Annotated in this window: 14 protein-coding genes, 1 tRNA gene and 1 other RNA gene; 5 read left to right on the top strand and 11 right to left on the bottom strand. The window is 71.2% G+C overall.

The genetic code is table 11. From position 1 onward, the window contains the following. Positions 1–43: 43 nt before the first annotated feature. From ACIPVN_RS13820 to ffs, 7 genes are all read right to left on the bottom strand, one after another. Positions 44–2,551: a glycoside hydrolase family 65 protein gene (locus ACIPVN_RS13820; protein WP_400443818.1), complete on the bottom strand. Its 2,508-nt coding sequence runs from the start codon at positions 2,549–2,551 to the stop codon at positions 44–46. Next, positions 2,548–3,309, bottom strand: a complete 762-nt coding sequence (locus tag ACIPVN_RS13815; RefSeq protein ID WP_400443815.1) for a beta-phosphoglucomutase family hydrolase — start codon at positions 3,307–3,309, stop codon at positions 2,548–2,550. Before ACIPVN_RS13815 ends, ACIPVN_RS13820 begins: the two co-directional genes overlap by 4 nt. Positions 3,310–3,414: 105 nt before the next feature. Further along, positions 3,415–4,635: an acetate/propionate family kinase gene (locus ACIPVN_RS13810; protein ID WP_400443812.1), complete on the bottom strand. Its 1,221-nt coding sequence runs from the start codon at positions 4,633–4,635 to the stop codon at positions 3,415–3,417. Further along, positions 4,632–6,749: a phosphate acetyltransferase gene (gene pta, locus ACIPVN_RS13805; RefSeq protein WP_400443810.1), complete on the bottom strand. Its 2,118-nt coding sequence runs from the start codon at positions 6,747–6,749 to the stop codon at positions 4,632–4,634. The genes ACIPVN_RS13810 and pta overlap by 4 nt, the downstream gene beginning before the upstream one ends. A gap of 65 nt (positions 6,750–6,814) precedes the next feature. After that, the gene (locus ACIPVN_RS13800) at positions 6,815–7,495 is read right to left on the bottom strand and encodes a hypothetical protein (protein ID WP_400443807.1); all 681 of its coding nucleotides are present in this window, start codon (positions 7,493–7,495) and stop codon (positions 6,815–6,817) included. Continuing rightward, on the bottom strand, positions 7,492–8,088 hold the full coding sequence (locus tag ACIPVN_RS13795; protein ID WP_400443805.1) for a rhomboid family intramembrane serine protease: 597 nt from the start codon (positions 8,086–8,088) through the stop codon (positions 7,492–7,494). Before ACIPVN_RS13795 ends, ACIPVN_RS13800 begins: the two co-directional genes overlap by 4 nt. Before the next feature lie 41 nt (positions 8,089–8,129). Beyond that, an RNA gene (gene ffs / locus ACIPVN_RS13790) (signal recognition particle sRNA small type) lies at positions 8,130–8,226 on the bottom strand. A 50-nt stretch (positions 8,227–8,276) separates the two neighbouring features. Here ffs and ACIPVN_RS13785 point away from each other — a divergent pair. The 4 genes from ACIPVN_RS13785 (at position 8,277) to ACIPVN_RS13770 (ending at position 15,727) form a co-directional block, all read left to right on the top strand. Next, positions 8,277–11,171: a DEAD/DEAH box helicase family protein gene (locus ACIPVN_RS13785; RefSeq protein ID WP_400443802.1), complete on the top strand. Its 2,895-nt coding sequence runs from the start codon at positions 8,277–8,279 to the stop codon at positions 11,169–11,171. Between the two features lie 116 nt (positions 11,172–11,287). Then, entirely contained in the window at positions 11,288–12,265 is a 978-nt protein-coding gene (locus ACIPVN_RS13780) for an AAA family ATPase (protein ID WP_400443800.1), read from the top strand. A gap of 8 nt (positions 12,266–12,273) precedes the next feature. Next, positions 12,274–13,464 (top strand): DUF58 domain-containing protein, encoded by a 1,191-nt coding sequence (locus tag ACIPVN_RS13775; protein WP_400443797.1) that lies wholly within the window; start codon positions 12,274–12,276, stop codon positions 13,462–13,464. Further along, on the top strand, positions 13,451–15,727 hold the full coding sequence (locus ACIPVN_RS13770; RefSeq protein WP_400443794.1) for a DUF3488 and DUF4129 domain-containing transglutaminase family protein: 2,277 nt from the start codon (positions 13,451–13,453) through the stop codon (positions 15,725–15,727). The genes ACIPVN_RS13775 and ACIPVN_RS13770 overlap by 14 nt, the downstream gene beginning before the upstream one ends. A gap of 35 nt (positions 15,728–15,762) precedes the next feature. Here the strand turns inward: ACIPVN_RS13770 and ACIPVN_RS13765 are convergent, their stop codons facing one another. Further along, complete coding sequence (locus tag ACIPVN_RS13765; protein WP_400443792.1) at positions 15,763–16,653, bottom strand: rhodanese-related sulfurtransferase; 891 nt, start codon at positions 16,651–16,653, stop codon at positions 15,763–15,765. 65 nt (positions 16,654–16,718) lie between these two features. On the opposite strand from ACIPVN_RS13765, the gene ACIPVN_RS13760 reads away from it, so the two are divergent. Then, positions 16,719–16,806, top strand: a tRNA-Ser gene (locus ACIPVN_RS13760). Positions 16,807–17,223: 417 nt separating this feature from the next. Here the strand turns inward: ACIPVN_RS13760 and ACIPVN_RS13755 are convergent. The 3 genes from ACIPVN_RS13755 to ACIPVN_RS13745 form a co-directional block, all read right to left on the bottom strand. Next, on the bottom strand, positions 17,224–17,826 hold the full coding sequence (locus tag ACIPVN_RS13755) for a GNAT family N-acetyltransferase (RefSeq protein WP_400443790.1): 603 nt from the start codon (positions 17,824–17,826) through the stop codon (positions 17,224–17,226). Positions 17,827–17,860: 34 nt separating this feature from the next. Beyond that, a complete protein-coding gene (locus ACIPVN_RS13750) occupies positions 17,861–18,514 on the bottom strand; it encodes a phosphatase PAP2 family protein (protein ID WP_400443787.1) in 654 nt (217 codons plus the stop codon). 64 nt (positions 18,515–18,578) lie between these two features. Further along, entirely contained in the window at positions 18,579–19,949 is a 1,371-nt protein-coding gene (locus ACIPVN_RS13745) for a multidrug effflux MFS transporter (RefSeq protein ID WP_400443784.1), read from the bottom strand. Positions 19,950–19,958 lie beyond the last annotated feature (9 nt).

Genomic DNA, 19,958 nt, shown 5'->3' with positions numbered 1-19,958 from the left:
ATCGCGGCAGGTGCGTCGCCGCAGACGCACCTGCCGCGAGCGATCACTCCGGCGGAGCGAGCACCGGGATCGACGTGGTGATCACCGGGACGGATGCCGAGAGGCGCGTTCCGTCCTCGCGACGGGCGTCGGCGAACTGGCGCAGCGTCGGGCGGCCGGGGATCAGCGGGCCCTGATCGGCGAGCGGGACGACGACCTCCTCGCCCTCGGTCGCGATGTAGGCCTCGTCGCGCACCGTGAACGGCACCGGTGCACCCGCGCGCACCCGCAGCCGCAGTTCGTGGGCCGTGATCGTGACCGTGACCTCGGATTCCTTCCACGTCATCGGGAAGGTCAGCGAGGGCCAGGCCGCGGGAAGGCGCGGGTCGAAACTCAGCTCGCCCTCGTAGTCGCGCATGCCGCCGAAACCGCACACGAGCGCGGTCCACACGCCTCCGGCGGAGGCCACGTGCACGCCGTCGGCCGCGTTGTTGTGCAGGTCGTGCAGGTCGACGAAGATCGATTCCTCGAAGTACTTCAGCGCGAGGTCCTGGTACCCGACCTCGGCCGCGAGGATCGACTGCACGACCGCCGAGAGCGTCGAGTCGCCCGTGGTGAGCGGGTCGTAGTAGTCGAAGTCGGCGCGCTTCTCCTCGGGCGAGAAGTGGTTGCCTTGGAGGAACAGGGCGAGCACGACATCCGCCTGCTTGAGAACCTGGAACCGGTAGATCACCAGCGGGTGGAAGTGCAGCAGCAGCGGACGCTGGGACGACGGCGTGTGCGCCAGATCCCACACCTCGCGCTCCAGGAACAGGGAGTCCTGCGGGTGGATGCCCAGACTCTCGCTGTAGGGGATGAACATCGCCTCGGCGGCGCGCTCCCACGACTCCGCCTCGCCCTCGAACAGCCCGGTGCGCTCGACGAGGTCGCGGTAGTCCTCGGGGTACGTCTCACGGATCTCGCGAACGACCTCGGCCGCGAAGCGGAGGTTGTAGCGGGCCATGACGTTCGTGTAGAGGTTGTCGTTGACGACGGTCGTGTACTCGTCGGGACCGGTGACGCCGTGGATGTGGAAGGTCTGCAGACCGTCCGCGGCATCCGCGTTCTCGACGACCTGCGCGGAGCGCCAGAAGCCGAGCGTCGCCCACAGGCGCGCGGTCTCGACCGCGACGTCGGCGCCCTCGCGGCGGAGGAACTCGGTGTCACCCGTCGCGCGCACGTACTTGCCCAGCGCGAAGCTCACGTCGGCGTTGATGTGGTACTGCGCGGTTCCCGCGGCGTAGTAGGCCGAAGCCTCTTCGCCGTTGATCGTGCGCCAGGGGAAGAGCGCCCCGGCCTCGTTGAGCTGGGCCGCACGCCGGCGCGCCGCCGGCAGCATGAGCACGCGCGCGCGCAGCGCGTTGCGCGCCCACTGCGGCGACGTGTACGCGAGGAACGGGAGCACGTAGATCTCGGTGTCCCAGAAGTAGTGGCCGCTGTACCCCGAACCGGAGACGCCCTTGGCCGGGACTCCGGTGCCGTCGGCGCGGGCCGCGGCCTGCGCGAGCTGGAGGAGGCACCAGCGCGTCGCCTGCTGCAGGTCGTCGTGACCGCCGATCTGCACGTCGCTGCGCTCCCAGAACGCGTCGAGCCAGTCGCGCTGACGCTGGAACTGCGTCTCGACGCCCTCGACGGCGACGCGGTCGAGGGAGCGGCGGCAGCGGTCGACGAGTTCACGCGGAGGCACCCCGCGCGAGGTGTGGTAGCTCACGAGCTTGGTGACGCTGATCGGCACCCCCGCTTTGGCCTGCACCCGGAAGACGTTCTTCGAGATGTCCGCCTCGACGAGCGCGCGGGCGCTGTACTCGTTCTCGGTCTCGATGATGTGGTCGGCGACGACGGCGACGGTCATGCCGGAGTCGGCGACCCGGTACGACAGCGCCGAGCGCAGGCCGTCCTGCCAGTGCTCGCCCGGCTCGAGGACGCGGTCGGCGATCTTCTCGGCCTTGCGCGGGTCGAAGCCCGACTTCTGCGCCTGAGCCGGCGTGCCGGCGTAGACACCGGCGCCGTCCTGGCGATTGAGGATCTGGCAGCTGATCGTGACGGGCGCGTCGGAGTTCTCGACGACGACCTCGAGGCGCAGGATCGCGAGATGGCGCTCCTCGAAGCTGACGATGCGCTCGTCGCGCATGCGCACGCGCTTGCCCGACGGGGTCTCCCAGACGACGAGACGCTCGAGCACGCCCGTGCGCATGTCGAGCGTGCGGCGGTACTCGCGCACGTCGGCCTCGTCGAACGAGATGGGCTCGTCGTCGACGTAGACGCGCATGACCTTGGCGTCGGGGGCGTTGACGATGGTCTGGCCCACCTCGGCGAAGCCGTAGGCCTGCTCGGCGTGACGGATCGGCCACGTCTCGTGCAGACCGTTGATGAAGGTGCCGTGCTCGTGGGCACCGCGGCCCTCGATGTGGTTGCCCCGGAGTCCGAGGTATCCGTTGCCGATCGAGAACAGCGTCTCGCCGACGCCCTCCTCGGAGTAGCGCGTCTCGATGAGGCGCCACGGGTCGACGGGGAAGCGGTCGCGGTCGATCATGCGGTGGTCTCCGGTGCAGAGTTCGGGGTGGTCGGGAGGAAGCGGTCGAGGTCGTCGACGACCACGGTGGCGCCCGCGGCGCGCAGGGCGTCGGCCCCGGTGCCGCGATCGACGCCGACGACGTGCGCGTAGCCGGCGGCGGAGGCGGATGCCGCCCCCGAGGTCGCGTCCTCGAAGGCGACGCTCCGGGCGGGGTCGACGCCCAGCTCCACGGCACCGGCGCGGAACATGTCGGGGGCGGGCTTGGACGCCAGCCCCTCGCGCTCGGCGACGACGCCGTCGACGACCACGCCGAAGTAGGAGCGGAGGTCGGCGGCGGCGAGCACCTCCTCGGCGTTCTTCGAGCTCGACACCACGCCGAGCGGTACCCCGGCCGCGTGCAGGCGCTCGACCAGCGCGAGCGAGCCCGGGTACGGGGCGATGCCGTCACGACGCAACTCGGCGGCGAAGGCGTCGTTCTTGCGGTTGCCGATGCCGCAGATCGTGTCGGCCGAGGGCGGGTCGTCGACCTCGCCCCAGGGGATCTCGACGTTGCGGCTGCGCATCAGGCTCGCGACGCCGTCGTAGCGCTTCTTGCCGTCGACATAGTCGAAGTAATCGGCGTCGGTGTAGGCCGGGGTGATGCCCCACTCGGCGAACACGTCGTCGAACACGGCTTTCCAGGCCCGCATGTGGACCTCTGCCGTCGGCGTGAGCACGCCGTCGAGGTCGAACAGCACCCCTTCTGCGGTGAGCAGATCGGGCAGGTTTTCCGGCACAGAAGCCTCCAGGGAGAAGGTCGAGGGTTTCGGCACTCCTCCGTGCCACCATGACAGCGTAATGGGGAGCCGCGCCCCAGAGTAACCCCTGTGGAAAGGGTGTGCTCAGAGCATTTCGGCGCTCTGCCGGGCGATCTGCAGTTCCTCGTTCGTCGGCACCACCAGAACCGCCACCGTCGAGGCATCCGTGGAGATCCTCCGAATGCCGCGAGCGCGCTCGGCGTTGCGTGCCGGATCGATCTCGACGCCGGCGAATCCGAGCGTCGCGAGGGCCTCCGCGCGCACCCGGGCGGCGTTCTCGCCGACCCCGGCGGTGAACGAGATCACGTCGACGCCGCCGAGCTGAGCGATGTACGCCCCGGCATAGGCGCGCAGGCGGTGCACGTAGACGTCGAACGCGAGAGTGGCCGCCTCCTCCCCCGCATCGACGCCCGCGAGGATGTCGCGCATGTCACTGCGTCCGGCGAGGCCCTGCAGCCCGCTGCGGGTGTTCAGCAGCGCATCGAGTTCGTTGATCGAGAGGCCGGCGCGACGCGACAGGTGCACCAGGGCCGCCGGGTCGAGGTCTCCGGAGCGGGTCCCCATCACGAGGCCCTCGAGCGGAGTCAGCCCCATCGAGGTCTCGACCGAGCGGCCGCCGTCGATCGCGGTGACCGACGCTCCGTTGCCCAGGTGGAACACGAGCTGGCGCAGATCGCCGAGGTCGCGGCCGAGGTACGCAGCGGCCGACTCGCTGACGAACTGGTGACTGGTGCCGTGGAAACCGTAGCGTCGCACGCGGTGCTGCTTCGCCAGCTCGGCATCGATCGCGTACGTGTAGGCGGCGGCGGGCAGGGTCTGATGGAACGCGGTGTCGAACACCGCGACGTGCGGCACACCACGGAAGACGGCCTGTGCCGCGAGGATGCCGGCGAGGTTGGCCGGATTGTGCAGGGGCGCGAGCACCGACAGCTCCTCGATCTGCCGCTCGACGTCGGCATCGATGACGGTCGGCGCGAAGAAACGGGCTCCGCCGTGCACGACGCGGTGCCCGACGGCGACCGGAGGATGCTCGGCGAGAGAGGGGCCGTGCTCGGCGAACTGCTCGAGCATCACCGCGAAGGCCGCATGATGATCGGGGATCGAGCGCTCGTCGCTGTACGTCGCGTCGAGCATCGTGGGCACGGCATCCGCGTCGGTCTCGGGCCGCACCGTGTGCGATGCCGCGCCGGTGTCCTGACCGATCCGCTCGATGAGGCCCGAGGCGAGCTCGTGCTCGCGCTCGATGTCGAGGAGGCTGTACTTCAGCGACGACGAGCCGCTGTTGATCACGAGGATCGCGCTCATGCGGTCTCTCCCTGCGCCTGGATGGCGGTGATCGCCACCGTGTTGACGATGTCCTCGACCAGCGCGCCGCGCGAGAGGTCGTTGATCGGCTTGTTGAGTCCCTGCAGGACCGGGCCGATCGCGACCGCGCCGGCGGAGCGCTGGACGGCCTTGTAGGTGTTGTTGCCCGTGTTCAGGTCGGGGAAGACGAACACGGTGGCGCGACCCGCGACCGCGGAGTCGGGCAGTTTCGCCTTCGCGACGGCGGCATCGGCGGCCGCGTCGTACTGGATCGGACCTTCGACGAGCAGCTCGGGAGCTCGCTCGCGCACGAGCGCGGTGGCCTCGCGCACCTTGTCGACGTCGGCCCCCGACCCGGATTCGCCGGTCGAGTACGACAGCATCGCGACGCGCGGATCGATCCCGAACTGGCGGGCGGTCGCCGCCGACGAGATCGCGATGTCGGCGAGCTGGACGCTCGTGGGATCCGGGATCACCGCGCAGTCGCCGTAGACGAGCACACGGTCGGCGAGCGCCATCAGGAACACGCTCGAGACCACGTTCACACCCGGCTTCGTCTTGATGATCTCGAACGAGGGACGGATCGTGTGCGCCGTCGTGTGCGCCGCCCCCGAGACCATGCCGTCGGCGAGACCCAGGTGCACCATCATCGTGCCGAAGTACGAGACATCGGTCACGGTGTCGGCGGCCTGCACGAGGGTGATGCCCTTGTGCGCCCGCAGCCGCGCGTACTCCTCGGCGAACCGGGCGACGTACTCGGGGTCGGTGGGGCTGATCACCTGGGCCGCGGCGATGTCGACGCCCAGTTCGACAGCGCGCGCCCGCACGGCGGTCTCGTCGCCGAGGATCACGAGATCGGCCACCTCGCGGGCCAGCAGCGTGGCCGCCGCGCGCAGGATGCGGTCGTCGCCGCCCTCGGGCAGCACGATGCGCCGACGGTCGGCGCGGGCGCGCTCGATGAGGCCGTACTCGAACATCAGCGGGGTCACGACCCGTGATTCGGCGAGCCCGAGCTGCGTCGCGAGCTCGGCGATGTCGACGTGGGTCTGGAAGAGTCCGAGCGCCCGGTCGTACCGCGCGCGCGAGTCGGCGGAGAGCCGACCGCGCGCGCCCATGACCCGCACGGCGGTGTCGTAGGTGCCGAGATCGGTGGCGATGATCGGCACCGTAGAGGGGAACCCGTCGAGCAGCTGCGTGATCGGCTCGGGAAGGTCGAAGGGCCCGTTCAGGATGATGCCGCTCACCCGGGGGAACGTGCCGGAGGCGTCGGCGAGAAGCGTCGCGAGCAGCACCTCGGTGCGGTCTGCCGGGATGACGACGACGGATTCCTCGGTGATGCGCGGCAGCACGTTGACCATCGACATGCCGGCGACGACGATCGACAGCGCCTCGCGGGTCAGCCGCCCCTCGTCGCCCTTGATGAGACGGCCGTCGACGGCGGCGAGGATGCCGCGGATCGACGGCGCCACGAGCGTACGGTCCTCGGGGATCGCCCAGACCGGCGTGCTCTTGCCGGGCCGCACCCCGCGAACCGCCTCGATGATGGCGTCGAGCTCGGCGGGATCCGACCGGTTGACGATCGCGGCGAACAGTTCGGCGCGCTCCTGCTCGAGCTCCGTGAGCGCGAGGGCGGCGATCTGCCCGACCGCAGCCGGGACCCGCGCGGTCGTCGTGCCGAGCTGCTCGGCCTGGCGTTGCTGGTCGCGGCCCGACAGCACGAGCAGCACCGGAGCGCCGAGGTTCGCGGCGATGCGGGCGTTGACGCCGAGCTCGGCGGGGCTGGCGACGTCGGTGTAGTCGCTGCCGATGATCACCACGGCCTCGCACTGCGCTTCGACGGCCTTGAACCGCGCGACGATCGTCGACAGCGCGCGCTCCGGGTCGTGGCGCATGTCGTCGTAGCTGACGCCGATGCAGTCGTCGTAGTCGAGGTGCACGCCGTCGTGGGCGAGCAGCAGCTCGAGGATCTCGTCGCGCTCGGTGACCGAGCGCGCGATCGGCCGGAAAACGCCGACCCGCGGGGTGACCCGCATGAGCGCATCGAGCACGCCGAGGGCGATCGTCGATTTTCCGGTATGGCCTTCGGCCGAGGTGATGTAGATGCTCCGCGCCACGCATCCAGCTTAGGCGCACCTCACTCGGCACGCCCTGGGAGCGGACCGGACTTAAGGCCCGCTGATCAGCACGGCGCCGACAGCGCGTCGACGACGGCGGTCGCGTCGGCGGCGTAGCGGGAGTAGTAGGTGGGATCGAGGTTGATCTGCACGCGATGGATCGCGAGGGACGGGTCCATCGAGGACCACTCCGGCACCCGCGCCAACCGCTCGTAGAAGAGCGTCGCGGACGTGGCGGGGTCCATGCGCTGCTCGACGCTCCCCCACCACTCCTGCTGCTGGAACAGGCCGATGCTCGTGGTGCGCGAGCCGTCGGGGTTCGTGAAGCCGCTCGTCTCCCAGTCGCCGTAGTCGATGTTGCGCAGGCTGCTCTCGCCCATCGCGGTCATCACGCCCAGGATCTGCCCGTCGCGCGCGAATCCCAGGGCGGATGCCGTCGCCATGATCGTCGCGGCGTTCTCGAGCTGTTCCCCGCGCCACCCCTCGACACCCGCCGACGGGTAGGTGCGCGGGTCGCTCGCGCAGATCGCGAGCGGCTTCTCGTGCGCGAGTCCGAGAGGCACGAGCACGGCGATCCCGGCGAACAGCGCGACGGCGACGACCCCGATCACCACGCGCCGCAGCAGCAGCATCCGCCGCCGACGCCGGGCGGCCCGTGCGCGGGCACCCGGTCGGCGCCGAGCCGCGGGTCGACGCTTCTTCCGGCGTCGAGCGGGTGTGCGCGAGCGCGACCGCGGCGCGCTCACTCCGCCGAGCCCCCGCGTCGCCCGACGAACACGGCGAGCGCGCCGCCGATCGCCCCGAACAGGTGCGCCTGCCACGAGATGCCCTGGCTCACGCCCACCACACCCGCGAGCATGGTCGCCCCGTACACGCCGATCACGACGAGCGCGATGAGCGCGTATCCGATGCGATGGGCGACGCGCCCCGGCGCGAAGACCCGCACGACCGTGTAGCCGAAGTACCCGAACACGAGCACGGATGCCCCCACCGTCACCGTTCCCGGGGCGTTGAAGGCCCAGGTGCCGAGGCCGCCGACGACGGCGACGATCGCGGTCACCGACCAGAATACGCGGGTGCCCTCGACCGCGACGAGCAGTCCGAGCACGAGGAACGGCACGGAGTTGCCGATCAGATGCGCCCAGTTCGCGTGCAGCAGCGGCCCGAGCACGATGCCGAGGAGCCCCTCGGCATCCCAGGAGCGGATGCCGAACCCCGTGAACGATCCGGGGAGGAGCGCGTCGGCGAACTGGATCGCCCACATCGCGGCGAGCAGCAGCACGGGCGAGGCGAAGCGCGAGAGTGCGTTCTGCCGCGGAGGAGTGGTGGTGCCGGTCACATCACGATCCTGACAGGGCAGCCCCGGAGGAGGCTGAAAAAGAAAGTGACCCTCCGCGCACCCAGCAGAGCCCGGTTACCCTTGCTGCGTTTCCGCCCTGGGGGAATTGGCCTGGATGCCGCCACGCGGAGAGCCGTCGACAAGTCTAACCGATACGCGGGCGCACCTTTTGACAGACTGGGGAGATCATGCCGCCCGAGCCCGTCGCCGCCCCGCTCGCGGGCTGGATTTTCACGGGCGAGCTGCGCACGTACCAGGCCGAGGTCCTCACCCGACTGCCGGTCGGCGGGCGGGACCCGTTGCACGTCGTCGCCCCTCCCGGATCGGGCAAGACCCTGCTGGGGCTGCTGCTCGCGGCGCGCGAACGCCACCGGACCCTCGTGCTCGCCCCGACCGTCACGATCCGTCAACAGTGGCTCCGCACCGCCGTCGATCTCGCCCCCGATGCCGGCGCCGTGTCGGACGACCCCGAACGGATCGCCGACCTCACCGCTCTCACGTACCAGGCGCTCAGCGTCACGGGCGACGGCTCGCCCTTCGACGACCTGGCGCGGGTGGTGTGGACGGAGGAACTGGTCGAGGCGGGGCGAAGCGAAGCGGACGCCGAGACCTGGCTCGCGGAGCTCGCGATCGACAATCCGGCGCAGTACCGCTCCGGCATCCGTCGTCGCACGCGCCGATTGCGTTCGCAGTTCGCCCGGCGTAATCCCGCCGAGCTCGCGCGCGTGCTGCATCCGAACGCCACGGCGCTCATCGAGCGTCTCGTCGCCGCCGGGGTGCGCACGATCGTGCTCGACGAATGCCACCACCTGCTCGACCACTGGGCCCTGGTCGTGGCATACCTCGCCGCGCGCATCCGGGAGACGGGGGTCGAGCCGCTGCTGATCGGTCTCACCGCCACGCTGCCGTCGCCCGACGACGAGACGGAGTACGAGAACTACAGCCAGTTGCTCGGAGAGGTCGACTACGAGGTCCCGACCCCGGCGGTGGTGAAGGAGGGGCACCTCGCCCCGTACCGCGACTTCGTGCTCCTGACCGAGCCGACACCGGCGGAGGCCGGGTTCATCCGTCGGCACGAGGCGCTGCTGCACTCGATGATCGTCGACGTGCTGTCGACCGCCGACGGCATCTCCTACCTCGAGGGGCAGCTGCAACCCGCCGACGGACCTCCCGATGAAGACCCGCTCGCCCGCATCGACCGCGCACTGTCCGCGGACTTCGCCCTGACCCGCTCGTGCGCGGTGGTGCTGCGCGAGGTCGTGCCGCAGCATCCGCTGGTCTCCGCCATCCCGCAGGTGCTGCTCGACCGATGCACGACCGACGATCTGCTCACTGTGCTCGTGCGGTTCGCTCAGGCGCGCCTGCTGGCCGATCCGTCGGCGGCGAACCAGTGGGAGCACGTGCGGCGCTCGCTCGCCGATTTCGGCTACCTGCTCACCGATCGCGGCGTGCGCCGCGGCCGCAACCCGGTGGAGACGACGGTGGCCTCGTCGGAGGCGAAGGATGCCGCGGCCGTCGAGATCCTGCATCGCGAGCTCGCGAGCGACGACGGGGCGCGCATCCGCGCCGTCGTCGTCACCGACTTCGCGACCCACGGCAATCGACGAGGATCGGATGCCGCGGCCGGGGCGCTGCGCACCTTCGACACCCTCGTCGCCGACCCCGTCGTCGCGGGGCTGCGGCCCGTACTCCTGACCGCGCAGCACCTGCGCGTGCGCGCCGACCACGCCACGACGCTCGCTCCCCTGCTGACGGAGCTGCTGGGCGTGTCGGTCGACATCGGAGACGCCGCCGGGGACACGCGCGATCTCCGAGCGGCCGGCGCCGGCAGCGGACGCCTCGTCGCCGCGGTCTCGGAGCTGATCCGTCGCGGGGAGGTCCGACTGCTCGTGGGGACACGCGGCCTGCTCGGCGAAGGCTGGGACTGTCCCGCCGTGAACACGCTCATCGACCTCACCGCGGTCGCGACGTCCTCCGCGACGCAGCAGTTGCGGGGCCGCACCCTGCGCCTCGATCCGGAGTGGGCCGCGAAGGTGGCGCACAACTGGTCGGTGACGTGCGTGATCCCCGCCGACGTCGCGCTCGACGAGACGAGCGAGCCGGATCGTCTGCGCCGCAAGCACTCGCATCTGTGGGGCCTGAACGCCGACGGCGACGGCCGGATCGTCAGCGGACTCGCGCACGCACTGCCCTCGGCGGCGGCCCAGGCGTTCGAGGCCGTGCTCGACAAGCATCCGGATGCCTCGATCCGCGGCGTCGACGATCTGCTGCGCGCCGCGTGGCCGGCGCGGGCGACCACGCGCGCCGAATGGCGCATCGGAGAGCCGTACTCGTCGCGCGAACGCGACGAGATCACGGTGCGGCGCGTGGCGGCCGCTCCCCTGCTGCGCACCACGCAGGTCGCGCGGGCCGACGGCGCGACCTCCGCCGTGGGCGGGGCGCTCGGCGTCGGCCTGCTGCTCGCCGTCCTGGCGGGCCAGGGACTCACGGTGCACCCGGCACTCGGCGGCGCGCTCATCGCGACCGGCGGGGCGCTGGCGGCCGCGACGACGCTCCTGCCGCTGCTCGGGCGCAGCCTGCGCGATCGTCGTCACCCCGCCGAGCTGTACCGGCTCGCCGCCCTGGCCGTCGCCCGCACCCTCCGCGATGCGGGGCGCATCGGCCCCTTCGACGACACCGACATCGTCGCGCACGCCGACGACGACCGCACCCGTGTGCGCATCGAGCTGGGCGGCACGCCCGCGGATCGTCGGCGGGTCACGGATGCCGTCGAAGAGCTGTTCGCGGCGGTGCGCACACCCCGCTTCCTGCTGCGGATCGACCGCGGGGCCGCAGGGTCGACTCGCCTGTTCGAACGCCTCGCCGACCGGCTCTCCCCGGGGCGCACGCTCCTTCCGGTCCCGCGCGGGATCGCACGGCGGCGCAGCGATGCCGAGCTGTTCGAGCGCCACTGGCGGCAGCTCATCGGCGCCTGCACGCTGCACGAGCTGCAGGGCGCGCAGGGTCTCGCCCTGCTCCGCGTCGCCCGCAGCAGCGAGGGCCGTGTCGATGTCGCACGGCCCCGAGCGCGCGTCTGGGGCTGAGGGGTGCGCGGCGGCTCCCGCAGCCGAGGGAAGCACAGCGATCTGCCAGCCCCACGCGGATGCCCTGCGGGTTACGATCGAGTAACGCGCGCTGCAGCGCCGACGAGAGGGAACGCATGACGGACAACTCCCCCCTGATCACGGCCGAGCAGTTCGCCGCCCAGACCTCCGCGATCCTCGCCTCCGTGGGAGAGGTCATCGACGGAAAGCCCGATGCGGTGCGCAGCGCACTGATCTGCCTGCTCGCCGAGGGCCACCTGCTCATCGAAGACGTGCCCGGGGTCGGCAAGACCATGCTGGCGCGCGCCCTCGCCGCCAGCGTCGACGCGACCGTGCGACGCATCCAGTTCACCCCCGATCTCCTCCCGGGCGACGTGACCGGGGTCTCGGTCTACAACCCGGTCGACCGCGAGTTCGAGTTCAAGCGCGGCGCGATCTTCGCGCACATCGTCATCGCCGACGAGATCAACCGCTCCTCGCCCAAGACGCAGTCGGCACTGCTCGAGGCCATGGAGGAGCGTCAGGTCACCGTCGACGGGTCGACGCATCCGCTCCCCTCGCCGTTCCTCGTCGTCGCCACCCAGAACCCCCTCGAGATGGAGGGCACCTACGCCCTGCCCGAGGCGCAGCGCGACCGCTTCATGATGCGCATCTCGATGGGCTACCCGGATGCCGCGGCCGAGGCGCTCATGATCCGCCAGCGCGATGTGGTGAACCCGCTCGCGGCCGTCACCGCGGTCGCCGATGCCGGCTCGATCTCGCAGCTCATCGCCTGGGCCCGCGCCGTGCACGTGGCACCCGCGCTCGAGGAGTACACGGTCGCCCTCGCGCAGGCCACGCGCACCGACCCGAGCCTGCACCTCGGGGCGAGCCCGCGCGCGACGCTGCAGCTGATCCGTGCCGCGAAGGTGTGGGCGGCGCTCGACGGCCGGGACTTCGTGATCCCCGACGACGTCACCGCCCTCCTCATCCCGGTGTTCGCGCACCGACTGCTGCCCGCCCGCGGTGCGCACCGCGCCGGCGCCCAGCCCATCGAGACGGCTCTCGCGCACATCGTCGAGCGCGTGCGCGTGCCCGTCGCGACCCGCGCCTGAGGCACTCGATGCGACGCCGCCGATCCCTGACCCGCCGCGGTGCGGGTGCACTCGTCGCGGCACTGCTGTGCGTGATCGGCGCGAACCTCGTCGCCGCGCCGATCCTGCTCTACATCGGGGTCCTGCTCGCCCTCCTCACCGGTTTCTCGGCGCTCATGGCCTGGCTCCCGCGGCGCTCGGGCGCCGTCTCCCGACAGGTCTCGACCGACCTGCTCACGGTGTCGGAGACCTCGCACGTCAGCATCCGCTTCGCCCTGCGCTCGCTGCGCGTGCCGCATGCGCTGTGGCACGACGCCCTGCCCGACGCCGTCAGCGGCGACGCCGCCGGCGAGTATCCGCCCCAGTCCGGGCAGCTCGGGTACCGCATCACGGGTGTGCGCCGCGGCGTCTGGCCGATCGGGCCCCTCGTGCTACGCACGGTCGACCCCTTCGGTCTCGTGCAGCGCGAGCAGGAGTTCGGCGAGACGCGCACCGTCACGGTCGTGCCCGAGGTCATCGCGCTCGCGCCCCTCGCCGTGCGCGTCGGCGCGGCCGGAGGGACGGCGCACACGTCCTCGACGCGCCTCGGCCAGGGTGCCGACAACCTCTCGCCCCGGTTCTACCTGCCCGGCGACTCGATGCGCCGCATCCACTGGCGCGCGACCGCGCACCGCGGGCAACTCATGGTGCGGCAGGAAGAGGAGGAGTCGAGCCCCGATGCGATCGTCGTGCTCGACCGCAGCGCCGCGCACTGGGATCGCCCGGGGGACGACGCGGATGCCGCGTTCGAGGCCGCGGTCTCGCTCTGCGCCTCGTCGGCCGTGCACCTGGCCGACGAAGGATACGGCGTCGACGTGATCGACAGCGCGGGTGTGCTGCTCGGAGTCCTGCGCGGTCATGAGGACGACCGCGACGCGCTGCTCGTCGCCCTCGCATCGATCGCACCGCGCGGTGATCACCGCGATGTGGCGACGCTGATCGGCGGCGCCCCTCCCGGCCCACTCGTCTACATCACGGGTCGGCTGTCGGAGGACGACGCGGCATCGTTGCGCACGGCCGGCGCGGCCGCGGGCATCCTCCTCGCCACCGGACCCGAGCAGGGTGCGACCGAAGCCGCGACACGCAACGGCTGGTCGTTCGCCCCGCTCGGCGATGACGTCGCCGCGGCGTGGGCGGACGCCCTGCCGGAGCGGATCGGAGTGGGCGATGTTCCGGGCTGAGCAGGCGACCGGCAGCACCTCCCGCCGCGCGCGCTCGCGCTCGCGCTCGAAGATCGCATGGCACCGCGACGAGGAGACCCCCACGGCGATCCTCGCGCCCTCGGTGCTCGCCGCGGTCGGCGGGCTCGTCGCGATGTGGCCCTTCACCTCGGTGATCGAGGCGGGAGCCTGGTCGTTCGCCGTCGTCGCGGCGGTCACGCTCCTCCCGCTGACCGGCCTCGTGATGCGTGTGCTGCTGCGATACCGCCGCGCGTGGCTGCGCGACCTCGGCACGCTCATCGTGCAGCTGCTGGTCGCGATGGCGCTCGTGACCCAGGTGACGGCGGGCGACTCGGCATTCTTCGGGGTCTTCCCGTCGCCCGCCACGCTCTCGACGTTCGGCGCGCTGGCGGGCGCGGCCTGGCAGGAGGTCGCGGTCGGGTCCGCACCGCTCGCCGCCTCGCACGGTCTCGCCGCGACGATGGCGCTCGGCTTCGCGATCGTCGCGGTGCTGCTCGATCAACTGGCCGCGGCCCGCGCGGCGATCCTCCCGATCCTCCTCGTCGGTCTCGTCGGATCCATCCCGATGATCGTCACCCTCGGCGATGCGAACGTCGTCTGGTTCGTGCTCTTCGCCCTGTTCGTTCTCGCGCAGCTGCGTTACGCGACCCGCGCCGACCCGCAGACGCCGCGCCGCGCCTCCGCATCCGTCGCGGTGGGCATCGGCGCCGCGGCGATCGCCGTGACACTCGCCATCGTGCCCGGTCTGCCGCTCGCCGCCGGGCTCACCGGCACCGGAACGGGCATCACGGTCGACGCGTCGCTGCGGCTCGGCGACGATCTGCGCCAGCCCAACCCCGTCGAGGTCCTCACGGTCGCGACGGCGGGCGGGGCGGCGCCGTACCTGCGGCTCACGACCCTCTCCGATTTCGACGGCGACGTGTGGCAGCCCGATCGCGGGGGTCTGCAGTCGCAGGCCGACGGATTCGGCGACCCCGAGTGGGGTGCCGACGTCGAGGTGACGGAGACGACGACCTCGATCCGCATCCTGCGGATGTCGAGCTCGTGGTTGCCCGTCCCCTACCCCGCGACCGACATCCAGGGCGTGCCCCGCGCCTGGCGGGTCATGCCCGATAACCGCACGCTGGTCTCTCGCAATGCGGATGCCGTCGGCGCGGACTACACCGTCTCCTCGGTGCGCGTCGACCCCACCCTCGAGCAGATCCGCGCGGTCTCGGCGGCGGAATCCACCGCCGAGACCGACGAGGTCGAGATCCCCGACATCGTCGGCCAGCTGGCCCGCGAGGTCACGGCCGAGGAGGGCACCGACTACGACCGCCTGCTCGCCCTGCAGGACTGGTTCCGCAGCGACTTCACCTACTCGCTCGACACGCCTGTCGAGGAGAACTTCGACGGCACGGGCGCCGAGGCCGTCGCCCGGTTCCTCGACGTGCGCTCGGGGTACTGCGTGCACTTCGCCGGCGCTTTCGCCCTGATGGCCGAGAGCCTCGGCATGGAGACCCGGATCGTCGTGGGGTACCTGCCCGGCTCGCTCACCGGCGAGAAGCGCGGTGACGAGTCGATCTACTCGGTCACGAGCGATCGCCTGCACTCCTGGCCGGAGGTGCTCTTCCCGGGCATCGGCTGGGTGCCCTTCGAACCCACGGCCTCGCTCGGGGTGCCGACCGACTTCCGCGCGGCGGTGACGGGTTCCACGGGTTCGGGCACCACGCCGTCGGGCACGCCGGAGACCACGGCCCCGCAGGCCGAGCAGACGACGGCCCCCGAGGTCGATCGCCAGGATGCCGGCGACAACAGCTCCTCCTCGGGCGAGCTGCGCACGGTCGACCCGACACCCGTGATGTTCGTGATCCTCGGCGCGATTGTGGTGCTCCTGCTCCCGGCGCTGATCCGCACCCTCGTTCGCGCCCGTCGCCGGGATCGCGCCCGAGACGGCGACGCGGGCGCTGCCTGGACCGAGGTGCGGAGCACACTCGTCGACCTCGGCATCCCGCCGTCCGACGCGGACTCACCGCGCATGCGTGCGGCCGCGCTGATCCGCGAGCGCGGTGTCGACGCCGCGGCGATCGGACGCCTGGCCGACGCGGTCGAACGCGCGACCTACGCCCGATCCGGAGCGGATGCCGCCGACCTCGCCTCGGAGCTGGGCACCGTTCTGCGCGATCTGCGGCGCAGCGTCGATGCCCCGGCGCGCACGCGCGCGCTCCTGGTGCCCCGCTCGCTCTTCGTCGCCCGGGGAGTCGACACGCTCGCCGCGACGTAACCGCCTCGGCCGGTTCCGGCTGTGGGATCGGTGCGTCAGGCGGCGTGCTGTGCGCAGGCGACGCGGTCGCAGTCCTCGCACGCCACGAACTGCGTGCGGCACGAGAGGTCGGGGCAGTTCGCGGTTCGCGAGGTCGCGGCGCCGCATCCGACGCACTCCCCGATCACGGCCGCGTGGTCGGAGAAGTCGATCGATCCGCGCTTGTCGAACACGTACAGCGAGCCGTCCCACAGGCCGTCGTCACCGTACTTCTCGCCGTAGCGCACGATCCCGCCCTCGAGCTGATAGACCTCGCCGAATCCACGCGCGGTCATCAGGCTCGACAGCACCTCGCAGCGGATGCCGCCGGTGCAGTAGGTCACCACGGGCTTGCCCTTGAGGTCGTCATAGGCGCCGGAGTCGAGCAGGTCGACGAAGTCGCGGGTGGTCTCGGTGTCGGGAACGACCGCCCCGCGGAAGCGCCCGATCTGCGCCTCGAGCGCGTTGCGGCCGTCGAAGAACACGACGTCGTCGCCGCGCTCGGCCACCAGGGCATGCAGCTCTTCCGGGCTCAGGCGGGTACCGCCGCCCACCACGCCGTTCTCGTCGACCCTCAGCTCCCCCGGGGCGCCGAACGAGACGATCTCGTCGCGCACCTTCACGCTCAGCTTCGGGAAGTCGAGGCTGCGGCCCTCGGCATCGACGCCGGTGCCCTCGCTCCACTTGATGTCGGCGTTCCTGAAGGGCGCATAGGAGCGGAAGGAGCGCGCCCATTTCTTGAGCGCGGGAAGGTCTCCGCCGAGGGTGCCGTTCACGCCGTCGCCCGAGATCAGCAGCCGTCCGCGGAGTCCCAGCGCCTCGCCGAGGTCGCGCTGCCACACCCGGATCGCCTCGGGATCGGCGAGCGGGGTGAACACGTAGAAGAGGACGATCTTGGGGGTTGCCACCTCAAGATCGTACGCCGCGTCACGGAGCATGAGCCGCATCGGATAGGATGGACAAGTTGTTCCCTGGTGACGTGTCCGAGCGGCCGAAGGAGCACGCTTGGAAAGCGTGTGTTGTGCAAGCAACCGCGGGTTCGAATCCCGCCGTCACCGCCAGATGACGAAGAAGGGCCCCGCGGGATGCGGGGCCCTTCTTGTTTTCGAGGCGCGGCGCGGCCGCCGCGACGACGTCCGTGGCGATCAGCCTGACTCTCGCGTCATCCGCCCGACGGGTTCTCGAGGGGCATGCCATCGTCGTCGGTGCTCTCGTCCCGGAGCATCTTCTCGGTCTCCTCCGAAGCTCCGTTCGCCTCCGATTCTCCGTTCTCCGACGTGCCACCCGATGTAGCGCCTGCGTCGTCGTTCGCTCCGGGGCTTCCTGCTGTGTTGCGCGAATCGTTCATGGCCCAGCTCCGATCTCTCGCGAACGATGAACGTTACGGGCGCCGTCGTTCCCGCCACAGGGCATTGACCAGCCCGGGCACCAGCGAGACACTGCCTTCCCCGCTCGCGACCGTTCCGACCCGCAGAACCTCAGCCCGCGAAGGTCACTCCATAGCTCTGCCCGCCCGGCGCGGTCGGGAGGGGCGTCATGCCCAGGCGCTCGTAGAACGCAGCCGCCCCGGTGTTCTTCGGATCCATACCGAGGTGCAGCCCCGTCACGCCGCGACGCGAGAGCTCGCCGAACAGCGTCTCGATGAGGCGGCGGCCGAGGCCCTGGCCCTGCGTCTCGGGCAGCAGGTCGATGTGCAGGTGCGCGGGGTACTCCCGGGCGTTCGGCTCGGCGCCCGGACGGCGTCCGTAGGCGTACGCCAGCATCTTCTCCTCGCGCGTCCGAGGGTCGGCCGGCTTCGGGAAGCGGTCGCCGAACCGCGGCCACCATTCGTCGCGGAACCACTGCTCGAAGGCATCCGTGTCGTCGGTCGCGACGATGTAACCGATCACACGCTCGTCGTCGGCCTCGACCACCCATGCCAGATCCGGGTGCCGCTCGACGTACGGCACCGCGAACAGCAGCCCCCAGAGCTCGTCGTCGGAGAACACCCCGGTGGCGTCCTCCCCCGCATCGGCGGTGCGGACGCAGACGTCGAACAGCGACGCGCGATCGGACGGACGGTACGGGCGGATGCTCGACACGGGGACTCCTCGATGAGTGGTGCTGCGGGGCGCGTCAGCGCGCGGGTGCGTCGGTGAGTGGGGCGTCGTCCAGACTATCTGCGGGCGGTTCCGCCGCGCCCGGGCGCCGTACCCACGGCAGCAGCCAGGCCGCGAGCAGCAGCACGACCCCGGCCCCGAGCAGAGCACCGCCGATCGTGTCGGTCGCCCAGTGCACCGAGAGGAAGGTGCGCGACAGCGCCATCAGCACGATCCACAGAGCGCCGACCACGCGAACCCACACGTTGGGGAACAGCACGGCGAAGACGAGGGCGAGGGTCGCGGCGTTCGCGGTGTGCCCGGAGGGGAACGACCCGTAGTCGCTGAGCACCAGCATGTCCTCCGGCCGCGCGCGCCCGAAGAGGTGCTTGAGCAGTTGCACCGCCCCGGCGCTCGCGAGGAAGGCGGCGGCGGCGAACACGGCGGAGCGCCACCGTCGGGCCAGGACGAACGCGAGGATCACGAGCAGCGGCACCAGGTACACGGCAACCCACCCGCCGCCGACCGTGTCGAGCGCGTGAGCGAAGGCGACCAGTCCCTCCGAGCGGAAGGACACGACCATGTCGTTCCACCAAGCGTCGAACACGAAGGGGTGCGCGACGCCGAGCGTGATCAGCGCGCCGAGCGCGAAGGTCAGCGCGACGCATCCGACGCCCGACCACAGAAGCATCCGCCTGTCCATCGCCCCATTCTGTCGGAGCGAGCCTGGGAATTCGGGCGACCCGCCCGCCGTATCAGGGAGCGAGCAGGCCGACGGTGCGCGGGCGCACGACGAGCCACAGCGCGAGGATGCCGATCACGGCGCACCCGGCCATTACCGCTGCCATGGTCGTCGCCGTGATCCCCGCGTCGTGCGAGACCCAGCCGACGACGGGCGAGATGAGCCCGGCCACGCCGAAGTTCACGGCTCCGAGGATCGACGCCGCGGTGCCGGCCGCCTTGCCGTGCCGGTCGAGCGCCAGCACCTGCACGTTCGGGAACGTGAAGCCGCACGCGGTCATGAAGACGAACAGCGGGATGACGGTGCCCCAGAGCCCGAGTCCGAGCTGGTCGGTCACGATGATCGCGGTGCCCGCGAGAAGCAGCACCGACGTCGAGTACGCGAGCACCCACTGCGGGCCGAAGCGCGCCGCGAGGCGCGAGGCGGTCTGCACCCCGACGACCACGCCGAGCGAGTTCACGGCGAAGAGCAGACCGTACTGCTGCGGGTCGAGACCGTGCGTCTGCTGGAACAGGAACGGCGAGGCCGACAGGTACGAGAAGAGGCCGGAGAAGGTCATGCCGCCGATCACGAGCACGCCGAGGAAGACGCGATCCGAGAGCACCGAGCGGTAGCGCTGCAGCACCGTGGCGCCGCCGCCCTGACGGCGGGCGGCGGGGAGCGTCTCGGGGATGAAGATCAGCGTCGAGATCAGCATCACGACGCCGTACGCCGCGAGCACACCGAAGATTCCACGCCACGGCATGAGCGTGAGCAACCACGAGCCGATCAGCGGAGCGACGACGGGGGCGACGCCCGAGACGAGCGCGAGGCGCGAGAGCATCACCACGAGTCGGCGTCCGCCGAACAGGTCGCGCACGATCGCCATCGCGACCACGCCGCCGGCCGCGGCGCCCATGCCCATGAGCACGCGCGAGGCGCTGAGCAGTTCGAGCGTGGGCGCGAACGCCGCGGCGAGGCTCGCGAGCACGTGCAGCGCCGTCACGATGATGAGCGGGAGCCGCCGGCCGATCTTGTCGCTGAGCGGTCCGACGAGCAGTTGCCCGACCGCGAAGCCGATCATGGTTCCGGTCAGCGTGAGCTGGATCGCCGCGGCGGTCGTCTGGAAGTCCTCCTCCAGCACCGGGAAGGCCGGGAGGTAGAGGTCGATCGTGAACGGCCCGAGTGCCGTGAGCGCTCCGAGGAGGATGATGTACAGCGCGCGCCGCCCGTTCGAGATCGAGTCTCCCGGGTGCAGCATGATCGGCGCGGTGATCGGGTTGGATCCGAGCGTGCGGATCGCTCCCGTCGCCGCGGGGATGCGGATGCTGCCGGTCGCCGTGCGTTCGGGCGCGGCGTGTGCGGGGATCGTCGGGACGGAGTCGGTGCGAGGAGCGTCGGGCACGACGGCCTT

The sequence above is a fragment of the Microbacterium sp. NPDC090003 genome, from assembly GCF_044748385.1.
GTDB lineage: Bacteria > Actinomycetota > Actinomycetes > Actinomycetales > Microbacteriaceae > Microbacterium.
The sequence above is the reverse complement of the archived record's forward strand: the minus strand, read 5'-3'. Positions and strand labels throughout refer to the sequence as shown.

Coding starts and splice junctions, on each gene's coding strand:
- ACIPVN_RS13820 (WP_400443818.1), bottom strand. CDS start 2,551: ATGATCGACCGCGACCGCTTCCCCGTCGACCCGTGGCGCCTCATCGAG.
- ACIPVN_RS13810 (WP_400443812.1), bottom strand. CDS start 4,635: ATGAGCGCGATCCTCGTGATCAACAGCGGCTCGTCGTCGCTGAAGTAC.
- ACIPVN_RS13785 (WP_400443802.1), top strand. CDS start 8,277: ATGCCGCCCGAGCCCGTCGCCGCCCCGCTCGCGGGCTGGATTTTCACG.
- ACIPVN_RS13780 (WP_400443800.1), top strand. CDS start 11,288: ATGACGGACAACTCCCCCCTGATCACGGCCGAGCAGTTCGCCGCCCAG.
- ACIPVN_RS13775 (WP_400443797.1), top strand. CDS start 12,274: ATGCGACGCCGCCGATCCCTGACCCGCCGCGGTGCGGGTGCACTCGTC.
- ACIPVN_RS13770 (WP_400443794.1), top strand. CDS start 13,451: ATGTTCCGGGCTGAGCAGGCGACCGGCAGCACCTCCCGCCGCGCGCGC.
- ACIPVN_RS13750 (WP_400443787.1), bottom strand. CDS start 18,514: ATGCTTCTGTGGTCGGGCGTCGGATGCGTCGCGCTGACCTTCGCGCTC.